The organism is Vibrio sp. Vb0598 (assembly GCF_033338935.1).
In the GTDB taxonomy this organism is placed as follows: Bacteria; Pseudomonadota; Gammaproteobacteria; order Enterobacterales; family Vibrionaceae; genus Vibrio; species Vibrio alginolyticus.
Window position 1 is genome coordinate 1 of sequence record NZ_JAWOTP010000217.1, and the last position, 1,149, is coordinate 1,149.

A 1,149-nucleotide genomic window follows, 5' to 3' on the forward strand; every position below is an offset into this window, starting at 1 on the left:
GTTAAATGAGAAAAAATCTCATTTATTTTCACATTGCTTTAATGAAATGCACTCTCGATTCACGAAGATTGATTTTTTCTTCAAACTTTTCAATAAGATATCCATTTCTCAACAACAATCTGAGCATGGCAGGAAATTGGTTTCGAGATTTCACTTTTAGTGTTTTATAGCCTTGTTCTGCGACCCATTCTTCTTGAGCCTCTAACAACATCTGCGCGACTCCCTCATTTCGAGCTTGCGGCGCAACACCACCAAACCAACTATAGAAGGTGTCTTCATCCAGTTCGTAGCCGATTTTAAAACCGACAATAGCACCGTTTTTCTCAGCCACTAGGATTAGGCTGTTTTTGTCTCCAAGACGCTGTGACATCGAATCTAAGGTTTCTCCGTTGGCAAACTCTTTCACTCGAGTGACCACTTGAAGTGCCTCTTCCAACGTGCCTTCACGAATCAGCATTGTCATTGTTCTCTTCTCCAGAAATAAATATACCCAAGCACCTTGGATTTTTTGGGATATACAAGCCTTTTGTAATCCGCCTGAGGTTACTTGGGTATATGCAGACGAACAACTATTGTCGGTCTGGTTTTTCTCACTGAGCGATAATTACTCTTCTGTCGCTTCTCGAGCCATCTTTAGGTGCTGAGCGGCTTGTGCATTCTCTTCCGCTAACCACTCTGCTACGTCTTTTGCAAAGTAAGTCAGGATGCCATCGGCGCCCGCACGCTTAAAGCACAGTAGTGATTCCATTACTGTCTCGCGCTCTTTTAACCAGCCATTAAGAATCGCCGCTTTGTGCATCGCGTACTCGCCCGATACTTGGTAAGCAAATGTCGGAACTTGCAGCTCGGTTTTCACTCGGCGAACTACATCTAAGTATGGCATACCTGGCTTAACCATCACCATGTCTGCCCCTTCATTGATGTCCATTGCGACTTCATGCATTGCTTCATCAATGTTTGCTGGGTCCATTTGGTAGTTTTTCTTGTTACCACCTTTTAGATTAGACGAAGAACCGACGGCATCTCGGAATGGGCCGTAGTAGTTTGATGCGTATTTAGCCGAGTAAGCCATGATTTGAGTATGAATGTAGCCCGCTTCTTCTAGCGCAACTCGGATTGCACCGATACGACCATCCATCATGTCTGATG

At 44.4% G+C, this 1,149-nt stretch carries 1 protein-coding gene and 1 pseudogene; both read right to left on the minus strand.

The window, feature by feature from the left end:
- Positions 1–28: 28 nt before the first annotated feature.
- Positions 29–463, minus strand: a complete 435-nt coding sequence (locus R7Q38_RS24195; protein WP_005459779.1) for a GNAT family N-acetyltransferase — start codon at positions 461–463, stop codon at positions 29–31.
- A gap of 141 nt (positions 464–604) precedes the next feature.
- Positions 605–1,149 (minus strand): annotated as a pseudogene (locus R7Q38_RS24200) (porphobilinogen synthase); the annotation flags it as partial.

Excerpts from the sequence above, each read along its gene's own strand:
- R7Q38_RS24195 (WP_005459779.1), bottom strand. The coding sequence starts at position 463 with ATGACAATGCTGATTCGTGAAGGCACGTTGGAAGAGGCACTTCAAGTG.